The sequence below is a fragment of the Pelagibacterium sp. H642 genome (assembly GCF_031202855.1).
GTDB lineage: Bacteria > Pseudomonadota > Alphaproteobacteria > Rhizobiales > Devosiaceae > Pelagibacterium.
This window is the reverse complement of record NZ_CP101829.1, coordinates 2142141-2162500: the sequence shown is the minus strand read 5'-3', so window position 1 is coordinate 2162500 and position 20360 is coordinate 2142141. Positions and strand designations below refer to the sequence as shown.

Annotated in this window: 20 protein-coding genes (1 of these 20 only partly in view); 6 read left to right on the top strand and 14 right to left on the bottom strand. The window is 62.5% G+C overall.

All coding sequences use genetic code 11. The features are described from left to right. On the top strand, window positions 1-1262 hold the 3' portion of the coding sequence (locus NO934_RS10650) for a M23 family metallopeptidase (RefSeq protein ID WP_309159939.1). It extends 697 nt beyond the left edge of the window; the window shows 1262 of its 1959 coding nt (coding positions 698-1959); the start codon falls outside the window, past its left edge; it ends in the stop codon at window positions 1260-1262. Here the strand turns inward: NO934_RS10650 and NO934_RS10645 are convergent, their stop codons facing one another. From NO934_RS10645 to NO934_RS10635, 3 genes are read right to left on the bottom strand one after another with little or no spacing between them, the layout of a single operon-like run. Beyond that, the gene (locus NO934_RS10645) at window positions 1263-1607 is read right to left on the bottom strand and encodes a VOC family protein (RefSeq protein ID WP_309159938.1); all 345 of its coding nucleotides are present in this window, start codon (window positions 1605-1607) and stop codon (window positions 1263-1265) included. Between the two features lie 49 nt (window positions 1608-1656). Beyond that, on the bottom strand, window positions 1657-2385 hold the full coding sequence (locus NO934_RS10640; RefSeq protein ID WP_309159937.1) for an oxygenase MpaB family protein: 729 nt from the start codon (window positions 2383-2385) through the stop codon (window positions 1657-1659). Next, window positions 2382-2567 (bottom strand): hypothetical protein, encoded by a 186-nt coding sequence (locus tag NO934_RS10635; RefSeq protein ID WP_309159936.1) that lies wholly within the window; start codon window positions 2565-2567, stop codon window positions 2382-2384. The genes NO934_RS10640 and NO934_RS10635 overlap by 4 nt, the downstream gene beginning before the upstream one ends. 223 nt (window positions 2568-2790) lie before the next feature. On the opposite strand from NO934_RS10635, the gene NO934_RS10630 reads away from it, so the two are divergent. Beyond that, entirely contained in the window at window positions 2791-3171 is a 381-nt protein-coding gene (locus tag NO934_RS10630) for a hypothetical protein (protein ID WP_309159935.1), read from the top strand. A 1506-nt stretch (window positions 3172-4677) separates the two neighbouring features. Beyond that, the gene (locus tag NO934_RS10625) at window positions 4678-4983 is read left to right on the top strand and encodes a GIY-YIG nuclease family protein (protein WP_309163700.1); all 306 of its coding nucleotides are present in this window, start codon (window positions 4678-4680) and stop codon (window positions 4981-4983) included. Window positions 4984-5119: 136 nt separating this feature from the next. On the opposite strand, the gene NO934_RS10620 is transcribed toward NO934_RS10625, so the two are convergent. The 4 genes from NO934_RS10620 to prmC form a co-directional block, all read right to left on the bottom strand. After that, complete coding sequence (locus NO934_RS10620; protein WP_309159934.1) at window positions 5120-5938, bottom strand: hypothetical protein; 819 nt, start codon at window positions 5936-5938, stop codon at window positions 5120-5122. Between the two features lie 165 nt (window positions 5939-6103). After that, a complete protein-coding gene (clpB, locus tag NO934_RS10615) occupies window positions 6104-8716 on the bottom strand; it encodes an ATP-dependent chaperone ClpB (protein ID WP_309159933.1) in 2613 nt (870 codons plus the stop codon). A gap of 179 nt (window positions 8717-8895) precedes the next feature. Beyond that, the gene (locus NO934_RS10610) at window positions 8896-9552 is read right to left on the bottom strand and encodes a DUF4167 domain-containing protein (protein WP_309159932.1); all 657 of its coding nucleotides are present in this window, start codon (window positions 9550-9552) and stop codon (window positions 8896-8898) included. A gap of 349 nt (window positions 9553-9901) precedes the next feature. Next, on the bottom strand, window positions 9902-10792 hold the full coding sequence (gene prmC / locus NO934_RS10605; RefSeq protein ID WP_309159931.1) for a peptide chain release factor N(5)-glutamine methyltransferase: 891 nt from the start codon (window positions 10790-10792) through the stop codon (window positions 9902-9904). Between the two features lie 91 nt (window positions 10793-10883). Between prmC and NO934_RS10600 the strand changes: the two genes are divergently transcribed. Continuing rightward, complete coding sequence (locus tag NO934_RS10600; protein ID WP_309159930.1) at window positions 10884-11957, top strand: NAD(P)/FAD-dependent oxidoreductase; 1074 nt, start codon at window positions 10884-10886, stop codon at window positions 11955-11957. A gap of 151 nt (window positions 11958-12108) precedes the next feature. After that, window positions 12109-12405: a hypothetical protein gene (locus NO934_RS10595; protein ID WP_309159929.1), complete on the top strand. Its 297-nt coding sequence runs from the start codon at window positions 12109-12111 to the stop codon at window positions 12403-12405. 6 nt (window positions 12406-12411) lie between these two features. On the opposite strand, the gene prfA is transcribed toward NO934_RS10595, so the two are convergent. Genes prfA through NO934_RS10580 form a run of 3 tightly spaced genes read right to left on the bottom strand, consistent with a single transcriptional unit; the run spans window position 12412 to window position 17095 of the window. Continuing rightward, window positions 12412-13485: a peptide chain release factor 1 gene (gene prfA / locus NO934_RS10590; protein WP_309159928.1), complete on the bottom strand. Its 1074-nt coding sequence runs from the start codon at window positions 13483-13485 to the stop codon at window positions 12412-12414. Between the two features lie 33 nt (window positions 13486-13518). Further along, entirely contained in the window at window positions 13519-15783 is a 2265-nt protein-coding gene (gene ptsP / locus NO934_RS10585; protein WP_309159927.1) for a phosphoenolpyruvate--protein phosphotransferase, read from the bottom strand. Window positions 15784-15835: 52 nt separating this feature from the next. Next, window positions 15836-17095 carry an aspartate kinase gene (locus NO934_RS10580; RefSeq protein ID WP_309159926.1) on the bottom strand — a complete coding sequence of 420 codons (1260 nt, stop codon included), beginning with the start codon at window positions 17093-17095 and terminating at the stop codon, window positions 15836-15838. 144 nt (window positions 17096-17239) lie between these two features. Here NO934_RS10580 and ubiG point away from each other — a divergent pair, with 144 nt between their 5' ends. Beyond that, window positions 17240-17977 carry a bifunctional 2-polyprenyl-6-hydroxyphenol methylase/3-demethylubiquinol 3-O-methyltransferase UbiG gene (ubiG, locus tag NO934_RS10575; protein WP_309159925.1) on the top strand — a complete coding sequence of 246 codons (738 nt, stop codon included), beginning with the start codon at window positions 17240-17242 and terminating at the stop codon, window positions 17975-17977. Window positions 17978-17980: 3 nt separating this feature from the next. Here ubiG and NO934_RS10570 read toward each other — a convergent pair whose 3' ends face one another. From NO934_RS10570 to NO934_RS10555, 4 genes are read right to left on the bottom strand one after another with little or no spacing between them, the layout of a single operon-like run. Next, on the bottom strand, window positions 17981-18403 hold the full coding sequence (locus tag NO934_RS10570; protein ID WP_309159924.1) for a DUF1178 family protein: 423 nt from the start codon (window positions 18401-18403) through the stop codon (window positions 17981-17983). Further along, window positions 18400-19242 (bottom strand): carbon-nitrogen hydrolase family protein, encoded by an 843-nt coding sequence (locus NO934_RS10565; protein ID WP_309159923.1) that lies wholly within the window; start codon window positions 19240-19242, stop codon window positions 18400-18402. Before NO934_RS10565 ends, NO934_RS10570 begins: the two co-directional genes overlap by 4 nt. Beyond that, the gene (gene grxC / locus NO934_RS10560; protein WP_309159922.1) at window positions 19239-19499 is read right to left on the bottom strand and encodes a glutaredoxin 3; all 261 of its coding nucleotides are present in this window, start codon (window positions 19497-19499) and stop codon (window positions 19239-19241) included. Before grxC ends, NO934_RS10565 begins: the two co-directional genes overlap by 4 nt. A gap of 6 nt (window positions 19500-19505) precedes the next feature. Further along, window positions 19506-20318, bottom strand: coding sequence for a ComF family protein (locus NO934_RS10555; RefSeq protein WP_309159921.1), 813 nt, complete (start codon window positions 20316-20318; stop codon window positions 19506-19508). Window positions 20319-20360: the final 42 nt, after the last annotated feature.

Here is a 20360-nt window from a genome sequence, read left to right as displayed (position 1 = left end):
CAGCTCCGGGGGCGAGCCTTCGTGAACTCGGCCTGGAAGCGCCTCCCGGCACCATGGCCGGTGTGGCCGAGAACGTGACGATCATGCCCAAGACCCGTATGGCCGAGGACATGAGCAATCTGCGCACCGAGCGCGTTTTGACCATCCGCGAGGAAACTCCGCTAGCCGAAGCGTTCATGCGCAACGGGTTCACCACGCAGATGGTGACGGCTGTTACCCGTGCGATGCACAATCTTTTTCCCGAGACCGACCTGCCGGCCGGAACGCGGCTGCGCATTCTCTTTGGTCCTTCCCGCGGGACCGACACGCTGATTCCATACCGCGTCTCGATCTATGACGACACCGTCCACCGGGTGACGGTCGCGCTGACCGACCAGGGGCGTTATGTGACGGCACTGGAGCCGCCGGTGATCGAATTTTCCGAGGAGGACACCGAAGAGGTCAATCTCGGCAATTTGCCCACCATCTATCGTTCGATCTGGGAAACCGGGCGCAAGCATGAGCTCGACGACGCCACCATCGACAGGATCGCGGCGATGTTTGCCTATGACCTCGACCTCACCCGTCGGGTGTCGCCAGGCGACTCCATCGAGATCCTGCTTTCGGGAACCGCCGAGGACGGCGAGCAGGAGTTGCTCTATGTGGCCCTGACCCTGGGCAATACCGTGCGCGAATTGTTCAGGTTCCAAACCGAGGACGGGGTCATCGATTTCTACAATCCCGATGGCGAGACCGGAAAGCAATTTCTGTTGCGCCGGCCGCTCGAAGGCGGCGGGACGCTGCGTTCGCGCTATGGCTATCGCAGCCACCCGATCTTCGGGGATTACCGGCTCCATACCGGCGTCGATCTCGCGGCGCGGACCGGAACGCCGATCTATGCGGGCGGCGACGGGATCGTCGAAATGGCCCAGTGGTATTCGGGCTATGGCCGTTATGTGGAACTGCGCCACGCCAATGGCTACAACACCGCCTACGGCCACATGAGCGCCATCGCCGATGGGATTACGCCGGGTACGCGGGTAACCCAGGGGCAGGTGATCGGCTATGTGGGGTCCACCGGCCAGTCGACAGGTCCGCACCTTCACTATGAGATCAAGATCAACGGCAATACCGTCGATCCACTGGCGGTGAAACTCCCTCGTGCCAACACCCTGCCCCAGCAGTATCAGGGCGAGTTCGAGGCAACCATCGCCCAGGTGCGCGCGCTCATCAACCAGGACGGGACGCCGGCCGATCCGGTGACGGTCGCAGCGAGCGAGTAATTATCCCTTCGGTTCGGCCCAGACCGCCAGTTCGTTCCCGCCAGGTTCGCGGAAATGGAACCGCCGGCCGCCGGGGAAATCATATTGCGGCCGCGTGATCTCTCCTCCGGCCTGGCGCACTGCGGCTTCGGCGGCATCGAGATCGTCGGCAAAGAGGATGACGAGCGGTACGCGGCGCTCGCCTTCGGCCCTGGCTATGCCGCCATCGAGACCCGCATCTTCTATGCCGACATAGTCAGGTCCGTACTCGGTAAAGCGCCAGCCGAAGGCGCCTTCAAAGAACTTACGGCTGGCAGCGAAATCGTCGCTGACGAACTCGACGTAGTTGATGGGGACAGCGCTCATATCTACCTCCTACTTGTTCCTATTATGTTCTCATCGAGCCGGGCGCCTGTCAATGGCGAAAACCGGTTTTGCGATAGAGGAAATCGGCCGGACGGCCCAGGCGGATAGAGGCCTGTGCCGGTGGAGCGTCGAGGATCGGGATGCGATCGGCCAGCCGTGCGATGAAGCGCACCGTGCTAAGTTCGAGAGCTGAAAGTCCCCTGCCCTCCAATTCGAGGCATTTTTGAACCTCGGCAGGTACGATATCGATCGCAGCGCGTACCATCAGGCGCTGCATGGGGCGCAGCGGCGCCGGCAGGATGGGAGAGCGGTTCATGATGTCGAGAAACTCGAAGACGATTGGCGAAGGCTCGAGGTCTGGCAGCGTTTGCGCCAGCATTGCATGCCAGGCGTTAAGCGAGTCGGGCGCGCCCAAAGCGCCATAAAGCCTTGCGGCCCCGGCGCCTTCGGCAAAGGCCATCGATTGTTCAGCGGGCGTTAATGGTCGAACGAAGGCGGAATAGGCGGTGATGAACCCAAAACCCGCCGTTGCCTGCACCCAATCGAGCAGACGCTGATCGTTGGCGCGGTAGGAAATGCCGGCAGGCGTCTCTCCCACCACCCGCTCATGGACGCGCACCACGCGGGCGATCATCTTTTCGGCCGCTTCGCGCGGGCCATAAACCGTCATCATTGCCGCCGCGCCCGTGCGCCGCAGCCGCGTGATGGCATCCTTGCGAAAGCTCGAATGCTCCCAGACGCCAGAGCGCACCGAAGGTTCGGCCAATTCGAGAATCACTGCCGCCACGCCACCCACGAAAAGCGAAACCGGATTTTGAACAGCCGCCAGGAGAGCGAATCTGGCGAAACCAGCGCCGGCGCTCCGGCTGGCGCCGCATAGTCGAACGCCATGCCCTCGGGAGGCTGCATCAGGGCGCCGACCGGTCCGGTGAGGCGGTTTAGAATTGCGTCGCTGGCCATTGTCTACATGTGGGAAGACATAACGCCGATACAACTGCGGTGATCGACCCCGCAAAAGGGGCGGGTGCTGCATTCAGGTTCGGTTCAGAGGAAAAAGCCTATCCCGAGATACCGACGCCATCCATGAGACGGCAACCATTGACCTGCTTGGGCGTTTGCCAACGCGGGAATACAAAATCAGAGCACGACGACTCAAATGCGTGCCTGCGAAACGGAGCAAGATATGATGAAACCCCTTATTGCGGCCGCTACGCTTGCAGCCTTTCTCGTGACTCCCGCCTTCGGGCAGGAGATGAACCCCAACGGGACCTGGGTCGATCGCTGGGGCACGAGCTTTACTTTCCAGTTGTGCGGCGACGGCACCCAGCTTTGCGGCACTCTCAACGACATCCAGGGCGATTCCCGGACCGAAGAGAACCTGCAATATGTCGGCACCGAGGTCGTTCGGGGCAACATGGTCGGTCCCAACAAGTGGGAAGGCTCGATCGCGCTCAACGGCGGCAACGCCACCGCGACTGTCGAAATGACCGGACCCGACACCATCAAGATCACCGGCTGCCAGGCTGCGATCTTCTGCTCGAGCATCGATTATCACCGCTCGTAAGATCTAAACGTGATTGCATTGGAAGGCTGCGGCGCAAGCTGCGGCCTTTCTTGTTTAGAGCTAAAGCCGACCCTTCGCGCCCAGGCACACCAAACCGCCCTCCGGCGGTGCCTTCGGGTCATCGCGATTTCAATAGACGGCATGGGGCGATGAACGCCTCGTGCTGTATTTGTTAGTATGAAGCTTCCATCGCCCCATGCGTCCGGGATTTTGGGCTTATGGCGGCGTTCTCGGGCTGGGGGTTGTTGAAGCGCCCGGTCTCCCGTTTGCCTCGCTGCCCCTCCGGGTTTCCCCGGTGCGACGTGGGAGTGATTGGATTGGTGGTCCGCTCACACCTTTTATCCACATCCGGCCATCTGTCCGCTTTGGGCCTCCGCTGGGACGACTCCCAACGGACCCGAACCGATCCCGCCCAAACGTTCGTAGCGCTTGCGTCCATATGCGCGGGTCGTGAGGGGGAGTATGGGGCAAGCGCAGAGGGCGGGGATAAGTTTTTTTGGCGCCGGTGTCTGTGGAAGCTCAGCGCCCCCCTCATCCCCGGCCCTTCTCCCACCAGGGGAGAAGGGGGCTCTTGGGGGAGCGCTGGGGATAACAAGCACGGTGTTAGTGTTTGTCCCTCTTACCCTTCTCCCCTGGTGGGAGAAGGTGGCCGCGAAGCGGTCGGATGAGGGGGGCTGGCATATCAACGGGCACCGTGGTGATGGGTGAAGCTCGGCACACCCTCATCCGCCCCTTCGAGGCCTGCCATTCGAGCCTCGCCTTCGCGGGGGCAGGCTCCGCTCTCATGGCCTTCTCACCAGGGGCGAAGGGGCACTTGGGGAGCGTTGTGGCTAGGGCTCAGGCGCTGAGTGTACTGGATCCCGGCTCAAGGCCGGGATGACGGTTAGGGGGTAGTGTGATGATGGGGATAAGCAGTTGGGTTGCTGGAGACTTCGGCGGTGGAGCGTGGTGAGGGTTGGAGACGGTGCAGTGCCCTGCCTCACCCCACCGTGTCACCCCGGGCTTGACCCGCGGCAAGGTATGCGCGCCGTTTTCGGCTCTTGCCATGACGCAAGCTCAGCACCCCCTCATCCGCCCTCCGGCCTGCCATTCGAGCCCCCGCCTTCGCGAGGGGCAGGCTCCGCTCTCATGCCTTCTCACCTCCAATCGTGCCACCGGCACCATTGGCCAAGGGACGGCTCGAAGACTCCCTCAAGGGGAGGAGGGCTCTTGGGGAACGTTGCGGCTGGGGCTCAGGCGCTGAGTGTACTGGATCCCGGCTCAAGGCCGGGATGACGGTTGGGGGGTGGGGTGATGATGGGGATAAGCAGTTGGGCTGCTGGAGACTTCGGCGGTGGAGCGTGGTGAGGGTTGGAGACGGTGCAGTGCCCTGCCTCACCCCCACCGTGTCACCCCGGGCTCGTCCCGGGGCAAAGTACGCGCGCCGTTATCGGTTCCTTCCGTGTCGCGCGCCTACCGCACTGCCTTGATCGGCGACACGCTCCGAACTAGCTTCCAGCCGGGGGCATCGCCATAATCGATGAGAAGCAATACTTCGTCTACATTCTCGCCAGCGGAATCGGGCGTAAGGTCTATGTCGGCGTCATCAACAATCTCTTCCGCCGGATTCCCGAGCACAAGGCAGGCAAGGGCGGAACCTACACGAGAGAGAACCGCATAGATCGGCTCGTCTATTACGAGGTCCACACCGACGTCGCGATGGCTATCCTGCGGGAAAAGCGGATCAAGCGCTGGTCGCGGCGGGACAAGGTGACGATGATCGAGCGGGAAAATCCAAACTGGGTGGATTTGTTTCCCAGGCTGCGGCCGTGATGGGTGGAGCGTGGGGCTTGTTCGGTTGGGGTGTTTTGCCGATGAGGGTGCAGGGACCGAGAGCGGCGGGGGTACCTTGCCCCGGGACAAGCCCGGGGTGACATAGTGGGGATGGTCGCTGGACAGACACATCCAGTCAGAAGATGGTCTTGAGCACCTTTTTTGCCCCCGATACCAAATCGTCAATTTCCTCTTTCGTTGGTTCGCGTCCCTTAGCATGATCACAAATATTTCGGATGTCAGCGAGGTGCTGAATGAATCGCCACTGTGGAATGGTGGTTATGTCGGCGTCTCTTAGTACCTGACTCAATTCAGAAATTCCGGGATTCTTCTTACGAATTGTGACGCCGTGAACTGCACAAACCTGCAGAAGGTGCTTTTCAAGCACTACACCACAAATCGCGCCGGCGGCCCTAAAATAACCGGCTTTAGCCAAGGCTCCAGCAGTATCGATCTCGGTATCAAACAAATCCGCCTGCAACACTGCTTTAAGATCCATTAAAGTGGATTCAAGCGTAGCTTTAGCAGCCTTCACCATGTCAAGTTGCTGATTGAATTCAGGAATGGCTGCAGCGCCATCCACAATGACCTCCTTCTCCCATCCACGTGTTATTATTAGCCCCTGGAGATAATCTCGGATCATATAATTTTGAAACGTGATTTCCTTTCGTCCCTTAGGAACATCGAAATAAGACATAAAATCCAATAACCTGTTGGGCATTACCTGCTTTATCACAGCCTGAGCCTTGGAATACCAAGCTTGGTATCCGCGCTTAAAATCCGGAAGCTTCTCTATGAAAGAACTTAGCTTTTCTTTATCACCATTGAACGATCTAGCATAAACTTTTTCAAATTCTGTTGGAACGCACTCGTGTTGCATAGACAGTAACAGCATTTCTCCCTGTTTGATCAATTCATCAAGTTCTCCTGAAAACTTTTTGATCTTTTCAGACATATGCCCTCACCTGCAATTATGCGGCAACAATTGTCCCGCCCCATTCTTCTGTCAAGAGCGCCAGACGACGTTACCCCAAAGCTTCGAGCCGGTCGCGTGCTGTTTAAAAGTATGGAAAAGGCCCCGTCTCCGGGGCCTTTTCTTATTCGCAGCATTGAGGCGGCCTCACTCCGCCGCCTTCTCCACGACCTCGCCCTCGACCACGGGCAGAATCACCAGCCCACCCTCACCGGCATCGACCTTGACGGTTCCACCGTCATGGACATCGCCGGCCAGCATCTTTTCGGCCAGTTCGTCCTGGACCGAGCGCTGGATGACGCGCTTCAAAGGGCGGGCGCCATAGGCGGAGTCATAGCCTTCGCGGGCCAGCCATTCGCGGGCGGCGGGGGTGACCTCAAGGGTGATCTCGCGGGTGTCGAGCAGCTTTTGCAGGCGCTGGAGCTGGATATCGACTATGGCGCCCATCTGGCCGCGTTCGAGCCGGTGGAAGAGGAGAATCTCGTCCACGCGGTTGAGGAACTCGGGCCGGAAGGCCGCCTTGACCGCATCGAGCACCTTGCCGCGCACAAGCTCGACCGATTCCCCATCCGGCTGGGCGGCGAGATATTCGGCGCCCAGGTTCGAGGTCATGATGATGAGCGTGTTGCGGAAATCGACGGTATGGCCCTGACCGTCGGTCAGCCGGCCATCGTCGAGCACCTGCAAGAGCACGTTGAAGACATCCGGATGGGCCTTTTCGATCTCGTCGAACAGGACCACCTGATAGGGCCGCCGGCGCACAGCTTCGGTGAGCACGCCGCCCTCATCATAGCCTACATAGCCCGGAGGCGCGCCGATCAAACGAGCCACGGCGTGCTTTTCCATGAATTCGGACATGTCGAGGCGGACCATGGCCGTCTCGTCATCGAACAGGAATTGCGCGAGCGCCTTGGTCAACTCGGTCTTGCCCACGCCGGTGGGCCCCAGGAACATGAACGAGCCGATGGGACGGTTGGGGTCCTGCAACCCGGCACGGGCCCGGCGCACGGCGCGGGAGACCGCTTCGACCGCCTCGGCCTGGCCGATGACGCGCCTGCCCAACTCGTCTTCCATGCGCAACAGCTTGTCCCGCTCGCCTTCGAGCATCTTGTCGACCGGAACGCCCGTCCAGCGGGAAACGACCTGGGCGATATGGTTGGGGGTGACGACCTCCTCGACCATCTCTGTACCCGTCGCCTCAGCCGATTCGGCATCCTTCAACCGCTTTTCAAGATCGGGGATGACGCCATAGGCAAGTTCCCCCGCGCGAGCGAGATCGCCTTTGCGCTGGGCCAGTTCGAGCTCGGTGCGGGCGGCGTCGAGCTGTTCCTTGAGCTTGGTGCCTCCGGCAAGGCGTTCCTTTTCGGCCAACCAGCGCGCCGTCATGGCATCGGATTCTTCCTCGAGCCCGGCCAGCTCGGCTTCGAGCCGGGCGAGACGGGTCTTGCTGGCATCATCCTCTTCCTTTTTCAGCGCCTCGCGCTCGATCTTCAATTGGATGATGCGGCGATCGAGTTCGTCCAGCGCCTCGGGCTTGGAGTCGACGGCCATGCGCAGGCGCGCCGAGGCCTCGTCCATCAGGTCGATGGCCTTGTCGGGCAGGAAACGGTCGGTGATGTAGCGATTACTGAGCGTCGCGGCCGAGACCAACGCCGAATCCGAGATGCGAACACCGTGGTGGAGTTCGTACTTTTCCTTCAATCCGCGCAGGATCGAGATGGTATCCTCGACGGTGGGCTCATTGACGAAAACCGGCTGGAAACGGCGGGCGAGCGCCGCGTCCTTTTCGACATACTTCTTGTATTCGTCGAGCGTGGTGGCGCCCACGCAGTGGAGCTCGCCGCGCGCCAGGGCGGGCTTGAGAAGATTGGACGCATCCATGGCGCCATCGGACTTACCGGCGCCAACCAGGGTGTGCATCTCGTCGATGAAGAGGATGATCTGACCTTCGGCGGCGGAGACTTCGCTCAGCACCGATTTCAGGCGTTCCTCGAACTCGCCGCGATATTTCGCGCCCGCGATCAGCGCCCCCATGTCCAGCGCGAGAAGGGATTTGTTTTTGAGCGATTCGGGCACGTCGCCATTGACGATGCGCAGGGCCAGGCCTTCGGCGATGGCGGTCTTGCCCACGCCGGGTTCGCCGATCAGCACCGGGTTGTTCTTGGTGCGGCGGGAAAGAACCTGGATGGCGCGGCGGATTTCCTCGTCACGCCCGATCACCGGATCGAGCTTGCCTTCGCGCGCGTCCTCGGTGAGGTCGCGGGCATATTTCTTGAGCGCATCATAGGTGTTTTCCGCAGATGCCGAATCGGCGGTGCGGCCCTTGCGGATGGCTTCGATGGCGGCGTTGAGCCCATTGGCGGTGACGCCGGCCGAGGCGAGAATCTTGCCTGCGTCGGTGTCTTTCTCGATTGTCAGCGCGAGCAGCATGCGCTCGACCGCGACAAAGGAATCGCCGGCCTTCTGGGCTGCCGATTCGGCGGTTTCGAAAACGCGGGCGAGTTCGCGGGACAGGTAGATCTGGCCGTTGTCGCCGGAAACCGACGGGATTTTCTTCAATCCCTCTTCCACCCCGGCGCGCACGGCCTGGGAATTGCCGCCGGCACGCTCGATCAGCCCGGTGGCCATGCCTTCGGGGTCATCGACGAGGACTTTGAGGATGTGGAGCGGGGTAAACTGCTGGTGGCCGCGCGATAGGGCAAGCTGCTGCGCGCTCTGGATGAACCCGCGCGTCCGCTCGGTGTATTTTTCGATATTCATGCTTCAACTCTCCTTTGGCTGGCGCGTCGCCCCTGCCCGTCTTGCGGCACAGTCCGGCAACGCCCGAAGCGTTGACTTTGATTTTAGACCAATCCGCAGGCGCGGCACTGACCCAAGTCAAAGGATATGTAGGAGAGGATTTCGAAACGAAAAGACCGGGCACAAGGCCCGGTCTCATTTTATTCGGCGGCTGCTTCCCGGCCCGCGGTGAGGAAGGCGGGCAGCTCGGGAGCCGGCCCTTCATCCTCGCTCTCGGCCTTCTTGCGGCGCGGACGGCGGGCCCGCTTGGGAGCCTCTTCCTCGGCGGGAGCTTCGGCCGCCGGAGCGGGGGCCGATTGGGCGGGCTGCTGATCGCTCGCTTCCCCGTCCTTGGCTTCGGCTTCGATCCGCTCGCGGCGCGGACGGCGCTGGCGCCGCTGACGCGGCTGCTCTTCGCCTTCGCCCGCAGTCTCCTGGGGCTCGGAAGAGCGCTCGGACTGCTCGGTCCCGCCATTGGCGGAAGCGGTCTCGAGCTCCTCGTCGTCCTCGGGGCTGGTGTCGACCTGCTGATCCTGGCGCGGCTGATACTGGGCCTGCGCGGCAAGGATGATGCGGAAATAATGCTCGGCGTGCTGGAGATAGTTCTCGGCCATCACATTGTCGCCGACCGAGGACGCGTCGCGGGCGAGCTGCACGTATTTCTCGGCGATATGGGCCGCATTGCCACGGATTTTGACGTCCGGGCCGTTGCTCTCGTAGTTGCGCGACAAGGGATTGCCGCCGCCACCGCCGCCGCGGCGCTGATTATTGTTGCGGCCGCGCGAACGCTGCTTGTTGTTCTGCTGGTTTGGTCTCATCTGCTCGCTTCAACACGTTCCGTGAAGGTATGCGCTTGTTGGGGGCCTGCCGCAAAATTCGAGCACGGCGGGCGCAGGGCACGGCGGACACGGAACCCAATAAGGGGGCCGCGCTATGCCGATCGCTCTCTCTGGTTGCCCCAAAAAGGCTGCGTGATCTCCGACCCTGTCAAATGCTGATGCCGACCCTAAGGGAGGTCGGTTCCGCTGCCGGCAATTTTGAGCCGCCGATGTCAGGGTGGGGTCCACCGCGATGACCAAGCACCGCGTCAGCATGGGCAACCTAACCGCATATCCTTCGGTTTCCAAGAAAAATATTGGCCTGCTGCAAATTGGCGCGAGCGCTGTGTCATTTCTGCGCCCGGGCGGTGACCATCCGGTCATGTCCTGCAAGGTCTCTGGCAACCAAAGGGGATGAAAATCCTGCTTGCTGCAGCAGTGCTTTCACCATGTGGCCCTGGTCGTACCCGATTTCAAGGGCAAGCGCGCCGCCGGGACGCAGATAATCGCCCGCGCTCCGGGCGATCACCCGATAGGGCGCCAGCCCATCGGGGCCGCCATCGAGGGCGGCCGGGGGATCGAACCGGCGCACGCCGGGCTCGAGCGTTTCGATCACCGCGCTTTCGATATAAGGCGGATTGGAAACGATGAGGTCGAACGATTCGCCGCCCAACGGCGCGAACCAGCTCCCCTCTCGGGTTTCAAATCGCTCGCCAAGGTCCAAGGCCTGGGCATTGGCGCGGGCCTGCCCGATTGCCTCGGGGGAGATATCGACGCCGACCCCAGTGGCGCCGGGGATGTTGGCGAGCAGCGAGAGGACGATGCATCCGGTCCCGGTGCCCAGATCGAGGATGCGAGGATTGGATCGATCTTTGAGCGCATCGATGCCGAAATCGACGAGCATTTCGGTTTCAGGACGCGGGATCAGGGTGGCGGCGTTGAGACCGAAATCGAGGCCATAGAACTCCTGCACACCGCGGATGCGGGCGACGGGCTCACCCTCAAGGCGGCGGGCGAACAGGGCGGCGAGAGGATCGGCCTTATCGGGCGGAAAGGGATCGGTTTCCGAGGCGATCAACCCGGTTTCGTCAAGCCCGAGGACATGGCGGACCAAAAGCCGCGCATCGAGTGCGGGGGTGGGCAGATCGGCGGCCGCCAGCCGGTCGCGGAGGGTACGCCAGGTCTGGCCAATGGTTTGGGACATGGAAAAGCCGGTGCGGATCACGGTAGGCCGTTTCACCCCTTCCACAGCGCTTCCGTCAAGCGGATTGTCCCAAAAAAGACACCGACACCCTGCTTGCTCGGTGCCGGTAGAATCGGGGGAACACGCCGTGATTTATGACGCCATCATTGTCGGCGCGAGCTTTGCCGGGCTCGCCTGCGCGCGCCGGCTCGCTCAGGCGGGCCGCAGGGTGCTGGTTATCGAGCGCAAGAAAGAGCCTGGGCAGGCGTGTCACACAACCGGCATCGTGGTCAAGGAAGCCGCCGCCGGGCTGGACCTGCCAGCCCACCTCACCCGGCCGATCTCCCGGGTGCGGCTCTATTCCCCCTCTCTCGAGCACATCGAACTCACATCGGACGATTATTTCTTTCTCGCTACCGACACACCGGCCATGCTGCGCCACCTGGCGCAGAGGGCAGTGGCGGCGGGCGTCGAAATCCGGCTTGGATGTGCCTTTCCTGGCGCGACTCTCCTGCCCGAAGGCGGCATAACGCTGCCCCAGTCGGGGTTAAAGGGGCGCTATCTGATTGGTGCCGACGGGCCGCGATCGGCGGTCGCCAAGGCCTTCGGGCTGGGCCAGAACCGGGAGTTCCTCGTCGGTGTCGAAGCCGAATTCGCCAGCGCCGACCTGCCCGCAACCGACGCGTTCCACTGCTTTCTCAACCAGGATTTCGCGCGCGGTTATATCGGCTGGGTGGTGCCGGGCGTCGAGGTGGTGCAGGTGGGCCTTGCCACCCGATCGCCCGCAACGCCCGATATCGACGCCTTTATCGCACGCATCGGCCCGATGTTCGGGCTTGCGCGGGAAACTATCATCGCCCGGCGCGGGGGACTGATCCCGATTGGCGGGGTGGTCGACCCGGTTTCGGCGGGCAACGTCATTCTCCTCGGCGACGCCGCGGGAACCGTTTCCCCGCTCTCGGCCGGGGGTATCCACACCGCCGATCACTATGGAAATCTGTTGGCCGAGGCGATCATAGCCCACGACGAGGGCGGCCCACATCCCGCCACAGCGATCGCCAGGGCTTATCCGCGCTTCCGCGCCAAGCACATCCAGCGCCTCGTTTTCGAGCGCTTCGCGCCGAACTGGGCCCTGGATCTGCTGCTCACCAACCCGCTGTTCAAGCTTTTGGCGCGGCTGGTGTTCTTCCGCAAGAAGCGACTCAAGGGCGGGCAGAATTAGGCCTGTTCCATGGCCCGGCAGTTGCGCGATCACCTCGCCCATCGCGCTTGGAAGGGTGCGCCAGGTCCGGCCGTCTCTTTCGCTCATCCTAAAAAAGCCGCGAATGGGCTGGCAGAATGGGCGCACGAGCCAGTTGTTGCGGACGAACGCCGTGAACCAGCATCTTTCTTCCTATCCCGCCTGGCGCCAGAGCCGCTGGCGCGCCGCTCTTTGGGGCAGCCTTGCCCTGATCCTGATCGTCCCGCTGATTGCCATGCAATTTACCACCGAAGTGGCGTGGGGATCCGAGGACTTCCTGTTCGCGGCCATTCTTCTCGGCGCGCTCGGGCTGGCGATGGAAATCCTCTTCCGTCTGCGGCTGTCTCCATGGGTGCGGGCGGCGGGCGCCGCGCTGGCGCTCTTTGCCTTCCTGCTCATCTGGGCCGACGCGGCAGTCGGGGTTTTCTGATTCTTCTCAGCCCTGCTCCATGGCCGCCAGCTGCGCGGCCTGGTTTTCAGTAATCAGCGCATCGATCACCTCGCCCAGCGCTTCACCAGTGATGATCTGGGGGAGCTTGTAAAGCGTGAGATTGATCCGGTGATCGGTGACGCGTCCCTGCGGGAAATTATAAGTCCTGATGCGCTCGGACCGGTCGCCCGACCCCACCTGACTCTTGCGGCTTTCCGCCCGCTCGGAGGATGCCTTTTGCTGCTGCTCGTCATAGAGACGGGCGCGCAGGACCTTCATGGCGTTGGCGCGGTTCTGGTGCTGTGATTTTTCCGCCGAGGTGACGACGATGCCGGTGGGGATATGGGTGATGCGCACCGCCGAATCAGTGGTGTTGACGTGCTGCCCGCCGGCGCCCGAGGCGCGCATGGTATCGATGCGGATATCCTCGTTGCGGATTTCGATATCGATGTCCTCGACTTCGGGCAGCACCGCAACGGTGGCTGCCGAGGTATGGATGCGGCCCGAGGCCTCGGTTTCGGGCACACGCTGCACGCGATGGACGCCCGATTCATATTTGAGCTTGGCGAACACCCCCGCGCCCGAAACGTTGGCGATGATTTCCTTGTAGCCCCCGGCATCGCCCTCGGAGGCTTCCATGACCGTGACCTTCCAGCCCTGGTCCTGGGCGTAGCGCTGATACATCCTGAACAGATCGCCAGCAAACAGCGCCGCCTCGTCGCCGCCGGTGCCGGCGCGCACTTCGAGGATGGCGCTCTTTTCGTCCGCCGCATCCTTGGGCAGGAGCATGATGCGGATCTCCTGAAACAGCGCTTCGATCCGCTCCTTGAGTTCGCCGATCTCCTCATAGGCCAGTTCGGCCATTTCCTTATCGCCGGATTTGGCCAATTCCTCGGCCCCCGCCAGATCGGACAGCGCCGTGCGATATTCGCGCACCTTGGCGACCATGGGGGAAAGCTCGGCATACTCCTTGGAGAGCTCGACATATTTGTCGGGATCGGGATTGGCGCTCATCGCGTGTTCGATGGAATCGAAGCGGCGTTCGAGGGCGTCGAGCTTGTCTGTGGGCAATCCTGCCATCGTGGTCAAATCCGGAAAAAGGCGCTTGAACCCCTAAACGGGGATGGAGTGGCGCTCGGCGAATTCACTCAGCAGCTCGCGGGCGGAGCCGTCGGTATCGCCATTGTCGAGGTAATCGCTCATTTCGGCCTTGAGCGCTTCAAGGTCAAGCCCCAGGATCATTTCCTTGATCGGCCCGACCGATGAGGCACCCATGGACAGCCGGGTCATGCCGATCGAGAGCAGCGCCATGGCCTCGATGGCCCGCCCTGCGAGTTCCCCGCACATGGTAACCGGCTTGCCGTATTTGCCCGCCGCATCGACAATGAGCTTGAGTGCGCGCAGGCGCGGCCGGGCGATAGCGTCGTAATTGCGCGCCACCCGCGGATTGGCCCGGTCGGCGGCGGTCAGGAACTGGATGAGATCGTTCGAGCCGATGGAGACGAAATCGGCCTCCGGCAGCAGCCGGTCGAGTTCGAAGAGCAGTGAGGGCACCTCGATCATCGCGCCGATCTCGAGCGTTTCGGGCTTGGGAAACCCCAGGCGCGGCAGCCGCTCGATTTCGCGCAGGATGAAGCGCTTGACCTTGAGGAATTCGGTGGTTTCGGTGACCATGGGGACCAGGAGTTTGAGCGCCCTGCCATTGGCGGCCTGCAGCAGGGCCCGCACCTGGGTGCGCAGCAAAGCCGGCCGGTCGAGCGCCAGGCGCAGCGAGCGCCAGCCCATGGCCGGGTTTTCCTCGGCCATCGAGCGCATATAGGGGACGACCTTATCGCCCCCAATATCGAGCAGACGGAAGACGATGGGTTTTTCGCCCACCAGGCGCATGGCTTCCGAATAGAGCTCGACCTGGTCTTTGACGCGCGGCATCTTGCTCGCGATCATGAACTGGAGTTCGGTGCGGAACAGTCCCACGCCTTCCGCACCGGTTTCCTCCAGCATCGGCATGTCGGCCAGAAGCCCTGAATTGTGCAATAGGGTTATGCGCACCCCGTCCCTGGTGACCGGAGGCGTATCCTTGAGCGCCGCATAATGGGCGCGCCGCTTGGCCGAAAGCCGGACCTTGTCGATATAGGTGGCTTCGATATCCGGGGTCGGGCGCAGATGCACGGCCCCGGTATAGCCATCGACGATGATGTCGTCCCCGTCCTCGCCCATGGAAACGATGTTCTCGGCCTGCCCGACCGCGACAAGGCCCACCGAGCGCGCGACAATGGCCACATGCGCGGTGGCGGCCCCTTCCTCGAGCACCACGGCCCGCAGCTTGGTCCGGTCATATTCGAGCAGTTCGGCCGGACCCATATTGCGGGCGACCAGAATGGCGTTATCCGGCAGCTCCTTGCCCGCCACCGAGCCATCGGCCGTGATGATGCGCAGCAGGCGGTTGGCGAGATCGTCCAGATCGTGCAGCCGCTCGCGGATATAGGGGTCGGTCTGGCGCAGCATGCGCGCGCGGGTATCGTTCTGCACCCGCTCGACCGCGGCCTCGGCGGTGAGCCCGGATTCGATGGCTTCCTCGAGCCGGCGCACCCAGCCCCGATCATGAGCAAAGAGGCGATAGCTTTCGAGGATTTCGCGGTGGTCCGAGGGGATCTGCATATCGCCGGTTGCGAGCATTCCATCGATGGAAACGCGCATGGTTTCCAGCGCCGCCTCAAGGCGCGCCTTTTCGGCGTCGGTATCGTCGGCAACGAAATTGGTGACCACCACACGCGGATCATGCAGCACCACCTGACCGAGCGCGATGCCTTCGGAAAAGGCCACGCCCTCGAACATGCGCGGACGGCGCAGATCGATGTCGGATCCGGGCTTGACCAGCGCGTCGAAATCTGCGGTCGAAATCATTTCAGCCAGGAGCGTTGCCGTGGTCAGCAGCGCCTCGGTTTCATCCTCACCATAGATGCGGCGTTCCGAATTCTGAACGACGAGTACGCCGAGCGTCTGCCCGGCCCGCAGCACGGGCACGCCAAGGAACGAAAAGAACGGATCTTCGCCCGTTTCCGGGCGATAGGCGAATGAGGGATGCTCGGGCGCGTTCTGAAGGCTCAGGGGCTCGGCCTCGGCGGCGATCAGGCCCACAAGGCCCTCGCCCAGACGCAGGGTGGTGATGTGCACGGCATCGCGCTTGAGGCCATGGGTGGCGAAAAGCTCGAGTGCGCCGTCGTCACGCAGAACGTAGAACGAGCACACATCGGCCCGCATGTTCTGGGCGATCAGATCGACGATCTTGTCGAGGCGTTCCTGGCTGGCCAAGGGCTCGGCCATGGTTTCGCGCAACTGGCGCAGGAGAATGCGTGGTCCGCCAATTGCTGTTGCCATCACCATTTCGCCCGGCGGATGCCCGCCCTACAGATTGCCCACCCGATGAGGATCACCCCTCGGTCTTGTCCAATCCGTAATAGGTATGCAGAGCCCGAACTGCAAGCTCCGCATATTCCTCATCGATCAGCACCGAGGTCTTGATTTCGGATGTGGTGATCAACTGGATGTTGATTCCTTTTTCCGAAAGCGCCCGGAACATGGAGGCTGCAACGCCCGCATGCGAGCGCATGCCCACGCCGACCACGGAAATCTTGGCGCCACCCTTGGAGCCCGAAATCGACTCGTATTCGAGCTCGGGCGCCGATTTGAGCACCTTGAGCGCCTTGTCGAATTCGCTGTCGGGGATGGTGAAGGTGATGTCGGTGGTCTGCCCGTCCTCGGAAATGTTCTGGACGATCATATCGACGACGATCCGCGCATCGGCGAGCGGGCCGAACACCGAGGCGGCGACGCCGGGCTTGTCCTTGACCTTGCGCAAGGTGATCTTGGCTTCGGCCCGCGCAAGGGTGACGCCCGAAACGATCTGCTTTTCCATGATCTCATCCTCATCGCAAACAAGCGTGCCCGTCATACCCCATTCACTGCCCGGAGCGTTGCCGGCCGTGGGGTCCTCGAAAGTCGAACGCACGACAAGACGCACGCCCTGGGCCATGGCCAGTTCCACCGACCGGGTCTGGAGCACCTTGGCGCCCAGAGAGGCCATTTCGAGCATTTCTTCGAAACTCACGCGCTCGAGGCGCTTGGCCTTGGGCGCGATGCGTGGATCGGTGGTGTAGACGCCATCGACATCGGTATAGATATCACAGCGATCCGCCTTGACCGCGGCAGCCATCGCCACCGCCGAAGTATCAGACCCGCCGCGTCCGAGCGTCGTGATGCGGTTCTTGTCGGAAATGCCCTGGAAGCCGGTGACAACGGGCACCCAGCCCGAACTCATCCGTTCGTTCAAATTCTTCGGGTCGATATCGGTGATTCGGGCCGAGCCATGGGCATCGTCGGTCTTGATCGGCACCTGCCAGCCGGCATAGGAGCGCGACTGGATGCCCATATCCGAGAGCACGATCGCCATCAGCCCCGCCGTCACCTGCTCGCCCGAGGCGACAACGGCGTCGTATTCGCGCGCGTCGTGCAGCGGGGAAGCCTCGGTGCACCAGCCCACCAGCTCATTGGTCTTGCCCGCCATGGCCGAAACCACCACGGCAACCTCATGACCGGCCTCGACCTCGCGTTTGACGTGCTGGGCCGCCTGCCGGATCCGCTCGACATTGGCGACGGACGTGCCGCCGAACTTCATCACAATACGCGCCATGACCCAGACCTTACCTATCAGCCGTAACGGACCGTACGGTTGTGGCGCGGTGAGTACGACAAAGCGGCCCGCCTTGCAATACGGATCGCTTGACTTGCGTGGCGTTGAGGGTCACCTCTGGCTCCAAGCGAAAAGGATGAGCCCATGAGCACCACCATCAGCCCCGACGAGATCGACCGCTTCCACAAGATGGCCGAGGATTGGTGGGACCCCAAGGGCAAGTTCCGGCCGCTGCACAAGTTCAACCCCGTGCGCCTCGCCTATATCCGCGAGCATGTGCTGGCTCATTTCGGGCGGGACGGCAATCAGATGCGCCCGTTCGAGGGGCTGCGCTTTCTCGATATCGGCTGCGGCGGGGGCCTGCTGTGCGAGCCCATGGCGCGGCTTGGAGCGACGGTGGTGGGCGCCGATGCGGGGGAAAAGAACGTCAAGATCGCCGCGCTTCATGCCGAGCAATCCGGGCTCGATATCGACTATCGCGCCACGACCTCCGAAGCCTTGGCCGAGGCGGGGGAGCAATTCGACGTGGTGCTCAACATGGAAGTTGTCGAGCACGTGGCCGACGTGCCGCTCTATCTTCAAAGCTGCTGCAGGCTGGTCAGGCCCGGCGGGCTGATGTTCGTCGCCACGATCAACAGGACGGCGCGCGCCTATGCGCTGGCCATCGTGGGCGCGGAGCGGGTGCTGGGGTGGTTGCCCAAGGGCACCCACCAATACGAAAAGCTCGTGACGCCCGAAGAGATCACCTCGATCACGGGACGGAATGGCATGCGGGTGATCGACAAGACCGGCGTGACCTTCAATCCGCTCAGGAACCAATGGGGCAAGAGCCGCGACATGGCGGTCAACTACATGCTGCTGCTGGAGAAGCCTTCGGCCTAACCTTTAGTTGTGCTCGTCGGGCACGTTGGGGAGCGGCATGAATTCGATGCCTTCTTCCAGAAGGCTCGAAACCTCGTCGCGGGTCGCTTCGCCGTAAATGCCGCGCGCTTCGGCTTCCTCGTAGTGGATCTTGCGCGCTTCCTCGGCGAATTTGTCGCCGACATAATCGGCATCGGCCGTCATCTTCTTGCGCAGGGCGCGCATGGCTTCGAGGAATTTGGCGTGGTCGGGATGACCCGAAGAGAGCGAAACCGTTTCGTTTTTGGTTGAGACTGCGGGAGCCATCAGGGCCTTTTCGATCCGGTGGGAATTGCACACCGGACAGGTGAGAATTCCGCGCGCCGCCTGATCGTCATAGGCATCCGCATTGCGGAACCAGGCGTCGAACTTGTGATGGGCTTCGCAGGTGAGCGTATACTGGATCACCCTGAGATCCTCGCTGGCAGTTCAAAATCGCGCCCATTGGCGAGCGCGGGAACCCTTTGGCGCGCCGAGGCAACGGCGTCAAGCTCAAGGGTGGCGATAACCAGGCCCGGCTGATCGCCATTGGCTTCGGCGATTACTTCACCCCAGGGCGCAACGACCAGGGAATGGCCATAGGTCGCCCGGCCGTTGGCATGTTGCCCACCTTGGGCAGCGGCGAGGATGAAACAGCCGGTTTCGATGGCCCGGGCGCGCAGCAGCACATGCCAATGGGCTTGACCGGTCGGAACGGTAAAGGCCGCGGGCACCGCGATCACCTGCGCGCCGGCCTGGGCCAGAGCCCGGTAGAGCGCTGCAAAGCGCATGTCGTAGCAGATGGAAAAGCCCAGCGTGAATGCACCGAGATCGGCGAGAACGGCGTTTTCGCCGCCGGCATACGTGGCGCTTTCGCGATAGGCGTTTATGCCCGGCAGGTCGGCGTCGAAGAGGTGGATCTTGTCGTAGGTCGCCAAAATCTCGCCGCTGGGCGCGAACAGAACCGAGCGGTTGGCGAACCGCCCGTCCTCCAGCGCGATGGCGAGCGAACCGATATGGAGGAACAGCGCGTTCTCCCGGGCGATCTCGGCCAGGCGGGAAATGTCGGGATTGCCCTCCCAGCCAGCGGCACGCTGAGCGAGGCCGGCGCGGTTTTCGGCAAAGACGACGCTCATTTCCGGGGTGAGGATGTAGGCGGCCCCCGCCTCCCTGGCCTCGGCGGCCCGGCGGGCGATTTCAGCCAGATTGGCGCCGGCCTCGAGTCCCGAATTCATCTGGACGAGAGCGACGGTAACCTTTTCGCTCACGCCGCACCCTCAAGCAGGGGATCGAGCTTGCCCTGGCGTTCGAGCGCGGCCAGATCGTCATAGCCGCCCACATGGGTTTCGCCGACGAAAATCTGCGGCACGGTGCGACGGCCATGGGCGCGCTGGGTCATTTTCTCGCGCAGCGCCGGATCGAGCACGGTGATCTCCTGGTACTCCACGCCCTTGTCGCTCAAAAGCGCCTTGGCGGCGTGGCAGTAGGGGCATGTGGGGGTCGTATAGATTTCGACCTTTTGCATAGAACTTCAAACTCCATCAGATCGGGCAGTTATACTGCCATATCGGTATCGAAGACAACGCGCAAAGCTGAGCACATCCACATGGCTCACGCCGGCCCGCTTGAGCACCTTGGCTGCGGCTGAAACCGTGGCGCCTGTCGTCAGCACATCGTCGATGAGCACAACGCGCCGCCCGGCAAGTCGATCCAGCCGCTTGAGGTCGACGCGGAAGGCGCCTTCGACATTGCGGGCGCGCTGGGCGGCGTTGAGGCCCACCTGCTGGATGGTGCGCCGGTGCCTTATGATCAGATCGGTATGGAGGGGCGATTTTGCAAGCCGGGCCACGGCCCGCGCCAGTTCGGCAGACTGATTGTAACGCCGCTCACGCTGACGCGAGCGATGCAGCGGAACGGGCACCAGCACAGCGTCGGGGCCGAGAAGTTCGTGCCCGGCCGCCGCCATCATGCGTCCGCAGAACAGGGCGATCTCTGGCCTGTCTGAATATTTCATCTTAGAGACCAGCTTGCGGGCGAGATCGGTATAGGCCACCGCCGAGCGCGCGCGATCGAACGGCGGCGGATTGGCGATAGCCTGCACCGAAAGCGCGCCCGCGCCCATGTCTGCGGCAAAGGGCAGGCCGAGGACGGGGCAGTAAGGCGTCGAAATGGGAACGAGCTGACGCCAGCAGTCAGGGCATAGCCCATCGGGTGTGGCAACCGCATCAGAGCAGGCAAGGCAGACCGGCGGGAAGGCTGTATCGAGGACGAGCGCGCCCAGACCGCCGATCAAGGCGCGCGCCCCAGCCCAACCCGTTTTGACAAGCCCGGTTTGTCTCTCCATAAGTGCCGATCATTGCACGGCGCATGTCTGCGCGCCATATGG